Origin of the sequence: Candidatus Darwinibacter acetoxidans (assembly GCF_041936445.1) — a bacterium.
Taxonomy (GTDB): Bacteria; Bacillota; Limnochordia; order Darwinibacteriales; family Darwinibacteriaceae; genus DTU010.
In genome coordinates this window covers 37,173-43,172 of the sequence record NZ_JBHGXH010000293.1, presented here as the reverse complement: position 1 = coordinate 43,172, position 6,000 = coordinate 37,173, and the positions used below count along the sequence as shown (strand labels likewise).

The window sequence follows — 6,000 nt, the reverse complement described above, 5'->3', positions numbered from 1 at the left end:
TATGTTCCAAGGCACCCCCTCGGCTTCCTCCAGACCCCACTGTTGCCAGTGGCGCCCTTGCCTGCTGGTTACCTTCCCGCTGGTTGGGCGGTAGGGTTTCTCTCAACCCATCGGCTCGGTAGACATGCCGGGCGCACCGCGCAGGCACGGGCTTAAACGGCCCGTGCCTGTTTTACTGCTGCGATGTACTGCGCGGCCAAAACGCTTAAGGCCGCCCAGTCTCGGCGGGCCACGATGTCCCTGTTGACCAGGGCCGAGCCCACGCCCACGAACACGGCACCCGCCTGGAGGAACTGCCCCAAGTTGCCCAGGTTCACTCCCCCGGTGGGAGTGAGCTTGACCTGGGGCAGCGGGCCCCGGATATCCTTGAAGAACTCCGGCCCCAGCTTCGTTGCGGGGAACACCTTCACCACATCCGCCCCCGCCTCCCAGGCGGTGAGGATCTCGGTGGGGCTGAAGGCCCCCGGGATCACGATCTTGCCGTAGCGCTTGGCCATGGTGATCACATCCTGCCTGAGGACGGGCGAGACTAGGAAATCGGCCCCGGCCAGCAAAGCGGCGCGGGCGGTCTCCCCATCCAGGACGGACCCGGCACCGATGATGGCCTTCCCCCCAAGTACCTTGGAAGCCTGGTAGATGGCCTCCAGCGCCCCGGGGGAAGTCATGGTGATCTCCACCGCCAGTACCCCTCCCGCCACCAGCGCCTCGCAGATGGACACCAGCTCCCCGCCATCCTGGGTACGGATGACCGCAACGACTCCAGTTTCTTCCATCAGCCTGAGCTGCTCCCCTTTGGTCACTGTGCATTCCTCCCCTGCTGCCTCGGTGGGGGAATCCTTCTACACCGCCACCGCCCAATTCCTGCCTGGAAGGGGCCAAATGTGCAGAGCCGGAGGGCGGCTGCCCTCCGGCTCTTCCTGCTAAAACTGGTATTTCACCGTCAGCGCGGCCCGGGTGGAAATGGAGTCGAACTTCCCTTCGCCGAAGGGCTGCACCAGGCTCAGCTCCAGCTGCAGGCCTTCCCCCAGGCGGTGGGTGTAGGAGGGACGGATGATGCCGCCCTTTTCCTGGGTCCCGTAGAGGATCACCAGATCCGCACTGGCATCCGGGTTGAAATCGTAGGCCAGGCGCCCGTAGAGGTAGTGGGCCCCTTGGATTTCCCCCGGTGCCGGGGGGAATGCGGTCAGATCAGGCTGCACGTAGGGCTCCAGAAGGGAACCCTGCCCCCGGTAGATGTACTGGGCCTGCACCAAAAGGCCGCTGCCCACATCAACTGTGTAGTCCCCGCCCACCACCGCTTGGAAATACCTTTCGTTGATGGACATGGGGATGCGCACCTCGTAGGGATTCTCCGGCTCGGCGAACTTCTCCGGCCCTCCGTAACTCGCCTCAGCCCACACCCCCGCGGGCCCGAGGGTTCCCGCCAGGGCCAGGCCCAAGAAGTGCTGCCGGCGGTAGGTCCCTTCCAAGGCCATGCCCCCGGGCACAGTGGGCCCCAGCACCAGCTCTATACCTGGCAGGGGCTCGTAGCCCCAGAAATAGCTGGCCTGCAGATCGAAGCCGGCGAGCTGGGTCTCCAAGCGGAGCGCCAGTTCAGGGTGGCCCAAGCCCGGCTTTTTGGCCCCTTCGATGGCCTCCAGCAGCTGGGCGCCCTGGGGGCCGGCCTCCAGCATGAGCTTCTCCATGAAGGCATCGATCTTTTGGGGTGCGAAGACCGGGATCACCACCGCCGTCCCCGACCAGGCCCGGGCGTAGTATTCAACCCGGCCGGCCCAGACCGCTTCGCCCCGCAGATCGCCGCCCAAGAGAGCGCTGCTGCTCATGCGGGTGAAATAGTTGGTGGGGTTAAAGCCATCCGCCGTGCCCCAGCTGATCAGCTGCTTGCCCAGCTGGTAATCGAAATCGCCGTAATACCCTTTGAGCCAAAGCTGATCCAGCTCGAGCTTACCGTCCTTGAGCTTCCAGTCCCACCAGCCCTTGGTGGAAAAATGCAGCTTGCCCAGGCTGTCCAGCTCATCTTCCAGGGCCAGGCGGAAGCCCAGGGGGATGGAAGCCAGCACAGGCTTTTCCTCTACGCGGTCCCACTCATAGGCCAGGCCCCCGTAGAGTTCGCCTGTGGGTGCGGCGGCCCACACGGGCACCGCCCAGAGCATCACCAGGATGGCTGCGAGAATCTGCACACGCTTTTTCACTGCTGTTCACCCTCCTCCAGTGTTCTCCCGCGCTTAGCGCCGCAGGTTGCGCACGGTAAAGATGTCGGGGCTGACCTCTTCCTGGCTGACCTTGGTCAGCTCCAAAATGGTCCTGGTCCCCTCCATGTTGTTGGCCATGACCACGCGATGGGGAATGAGCTCGCCGGAAACCAGCTGGAAATCGCTTAAGGTGAGGGTCTTGGTTAAAACATTCCCGGAACCGTAGAACTCGATTTTCACGGGGACCATCTTGTCCTTCCACACCCAGATCAGCACCCGGTCATAGGCTGCTGCCGACCCCTGGGCGGTGAGTTCCAGAAGGTAGCAGTCCACCCCCTGCTCCACCTGGTCCTGGAGCCTCTGCACCGCGTAGTCTTCTTCGTAATCAAAGCTGCCGCCGATCTCCTCATAGGTGAAATCGGTGCCCATGAAGGAATCGCCGGTCATGTGGGAGGCGATCCTCCGTTCCCGGCCCAGGGCCGGCAGGTACAGCCACATCTGGCTTTCCCCGTCTTTGGGCTTCAGGGACAGGAACTTGGTGCCCCGCACGTCCCCGGGGGCGAGGTATTCCAAAAACTGGGCGTCCCCTTCCTCATCCATCCGCACGTAAACCTGCAGCTCGTAGCTGCGCTGGGCGCCCTTGGCGTTTTCGGTGATCATGGTCAGCTCTGCGCTTCCCGAACCGCTTAAAATGGTGCGGAAACTGAGCTCGTCCAGGATTTCCTGGCCAGTTGGGCCCTGCGCCAAGGCGGTCCAGCTGAGGACCAGCAGCGCGGCCAGTACAAGCAAAGACATTTTCTTCATCCTTCTTACCCCTTTCTCAATTGTCGTTTGGCAGAAAAGTTCAATAAGAGCGGGACAACCAACAGCGCCGCCAGGGAACTGACGATCATGGCTGCGGAAATGAGCAGACCGAAGACGGCAATGGCTCGGAAATGGGAGAAAACCAGGACCAAGAAGCCCGCAATCAAGGCCAGAGCATTGAAGATGATGGCCCGGCCTGCGCTGGTGCCGGTGCGCTCCAGGGCGGCGGCTGTCCCCTGGCCGCTAGCGGCCTCCCAGCGGTAGCGGCTGATATAATGAATCGCGTAGTCAACGCCGATGCCAATGGCCACGCTGGAAATCATGCTGGTGACCGCATCCAACGGCAGTCCCGCAAAGCCCATGATGCCGAAGTTGACCACCACGGTGAAGGCCAGGGGAATCAAGCTGAACAGGCCCAAAACCACCGATTTCATCAGCAGGCTGACAATGAGGCCCACCATGATCCCGGAGCTGACCAGGCTGGAGACCTGGGTCTGCACGTAGCGGTTCATGAGGCGCTGCATCACCTTGGGCGTGCCGGAAAGGTAGGCCTGAAGGCCCGATTCTGCTCCGTAGCGCTCCTTCAGGAAGCTTTCCACCTGGCTGATCACCTGGCCCATCGCTTCCGCATCCAGCGTTTTCATCTGGGCGGTGACGAGAGCCCTGCTGTAATCGTAGGTAACCAGGGAATCGAGGCCAGAACCTCCCTGCATGCTGAAAAGCAGCAGCAGCTGGGCCACGGCTTCCGGGCTGTCAGGCAGGGTGTAAAACTCAGGATCCCCGTCCCACATGGCTTGGTTGAGCTCCCGGATCACATCGGCCACAGACGTGGCGTGGTTGATGGTGTCAAAGGAGTTCAGGTATTCCTGAATAGTTACAAGCTCCGCCAATACCGCGGGGTCCTTGATGCCATCGGGTTCACCTGTATCCAGCACCACCGCGATCTGCATGCTGCCCCCGAACACTTCCTCAATGACCATGGTGGCCCGCTTCACGGGGCTGGAAGCACCGAAGTAGTTGACGATGTTGCTCTCCAAAGTGATCAAACCTGCACCCAGGGCAAAGACGATCAAGAGCGCGACCACCACAGCCACCAGCCTTTTCGGGCGGTACACGGCCCAGTGGACGAAAGACAGGAGGATGCGGGTGAGCAGCCCTTCCCGCGCGGGCTTGTCTTCGGCCAGCCGCACCTTGGGTTCCTTTACCAGCATGAGAATGGCCGGCACCAGGCTCAAGGATAGGGCCATGGCCAGTATCACGCCCACCGCGGTGAGCACGCCGAATTGCCGAATTGGCTCTACAAAGGCGGTGATCAGGGCGGCGAAGCCCGCGGCGGTGGTCAAGGCCGCCATGACCACGGGGGAAGTGATGGCCCCAAAGGTCTGCTCCAGGGCCTGCCGCTTAGGCAGTCCGCCCGATAGCGCCTCCTGGTACTTGTTCAAAATGTGGATGCTGGAGGCGATGCCGATGGTGACCAGAATCACCGGCATGACCATGGAGATGATGGATACGGGGATGCCCTGCCAGATCATGAGGGCCACCGTCCAGATCACGCTCGTCCCCACCGTAACCAGGGGGAGGACGATGCCCAAGGCGGAGCGCAGGGTGGCGTACAAGACCGCTCCCACGATCACCACCACAAAGGGCACCAACTTCAAGAGATCCTGCTTCATGGCCCGCTCGGTGTAGTAGAGGATGTAGGCGTCGCCCACCACATGGATCTCCTCGGGGCCTGCGTAGCGGGCCGCGATTTCCTCAATCTGGCCCATGAGCTCGCTGAGATCGGGAATTAAGCTCAGGCTCTCCAGCTCCAAAAACAGGGCTGCCCCCCGCCCATCCGCGGTGACCAGCCGACCCGCGTAGGGACTGTCCAGGATGTCCTTCTTGAAATCCTCAATTTCCTCGGGGCTCTGGGGCAGCTCGGCAGTCATGGGCGCGATCTCGATGCCCCAAAAACCGCTGGTCACTTTCTGGGCGTTAAAAGGGCTCTGCACTTCCGCCACACCGGGCAGGGCCTCCAGTTCTGCAGCTAAATCGTGGATCTTCTTCAAGACCGCGGGGTTGAACACGTTATCGCTCTGCACCGCGATGAGGAAAAGGTCCTGCGTACCAAAGTCGTCCACAACTTCCATCAGTTCCAGTAAAACTGGATCGTCCTCGGGGATCATGGCATCGATACTGGCGTCGAAGGTGATGCGGGGCAGGAAACTCGCGGCAAAGGCGGTGAGCACCACCACAACCCCCATCACCACCCAGGGATGATCTAAAACCAGCTTGAACCAGCGCTGCAATGAATTCACCTCTTTCTCAGTTGGAAGATCAGGTTGAGTGCATCCAGGCTCAAGTAGGCCGTTTCCTTAGGCTCCAGCAGGATCTGGACGGCAATTCCGAAGATACTCCCCAAAAACAGGCCGGATAACACCTCCGGCGAATAGGCGTGGCCGAACTCCTCCAGGAGTTTTTCCGTGAAGATCTCTGTGGCAAATTGCTCGATGATCACCTGGAAGATCTCCCTGACCTGCTCCCGCAGGGTTTCCGACCGGAGGGCGAGCCCAACCAGGTCATAGAGCACGCAGAAGAGTTCCGGCTCCTTGGTCAACACATCTTGGTACAGCTTGATAAAGCAGGCCCCTTTTTCCCAGGGAGACATTTCGGGATTTAGCTCCTGGGCAAACTCGGAATACCGTTCGGCGACCCGCCTGACCACCGCCAGCAGCAGGCCCTCCTTGTTGTGGTAGTGATAGCTGATCTGGCTTAAGGCCACCTGCGCCTCCTCGGCGATTTGCCGCAGAGACGTTTGGGCATAGCCCTCCCTAGCCAGGACGTTGTAGGCAGCATCGAGGATCTTCTCCTCCTGCGATTTCTCCAGCACGGCCCCACTCCTCCCTATTCAATCGGACGACCGTTCGATCCGTGATCATATTATACCGCTTCCCCGCAAGAAATGCCACTACTGGCAGAAAAAAGGATCAAAGGCAGAGGACGAGAAACTAAGGACAGGAGG

The 6,000-nt window shown here is 61.0% G+C and carries 5 protein-coding genes; all 5 read right to left on the bottom strand.

Annotated elements, in window-relative coordinates:
* Window positions 1-152: 152 nt before the first annotated feature.
* Window positions 153-800 (bottom strand): bifunctional 4-hydroxy-2-oxoglutarate aldolase/2-dehydro-3-deoxy-phosphogluconate aldolase, encoded by a 648-nt coding sequence (locus tag ACE4YL_RS11480; RefSeq protein ID WP_461359060.1) that lies wholly within the window; start codon window positions 798-800, stop codon window positions 153-155.
* A gap of 120 nt (window positions 801-920) precedes the next feature.
* The gene (locus ACE4YL_RS11475) at window positions 921-2,192 is read right to left on the bottom strand and encodes a hypothetical protein (RefSeq protein ID WP_461359061.1); all 1,272 of its coding nucleotides are present in this window, start codon (window positions 2,190-2,192) and stop codon (window positions 921-923) included.
* A gap of 33 nt (window positions 2,193-2,225) precedes the next feature.
* Window positions 2,226-2,996 carry an outer membrane lipoprotein-sorting protein gene (locus ACE4YL_RS11470; RefSeq protein WP_461359062.1) on the bottom strand — a complete coding sequence of 257 codons (771 nt, stop codon included), beginning with the start codon at window positions 2,994-2,996 and terminating at the stop codon, window positions 2,226-2,228.
* Window positions 2,997-3,001: 5 nt separating this feature from the next.
* Window positions 3,002-5,287: an efflux RND transporter permease subunit gene (locus tag ACE4YL_RS11465; RefSeq protein ID WP_461369654.1), complete on the bottom strand. Its 2,286-nt coding sequence runs from the start codon at window positions 5,285-5,287 to the stop codon at window positions 3,002-3,004.
* Between the two features lie 5 nt (window positions 5,288-5,292).
* Window positions 5,293-5,868 (bottom strand): TetR/AcrR family transcriptional regulator, encoded by a 576-nt coding sequence (locus ACE4YL_RS11460; protein ID WP_461359064.1) that lies wholly within the window; start codon window positions 5,866-5,868, stop codon window positions 5,293-5,295.
* Window positions 5,869-6,000 lie beyond the last annotated feature (132 nt).

Excerpts from the sequence above, each read along its gene's own strand:
- ACE4YL_RS11470 (WP_461359062.1), bottom strand. The coding sequence starts at position 2,996 with ATGAAGAAAATGTCTTTGCTTGTACTGGCCGCGCTGCTGGTCCTCAGC.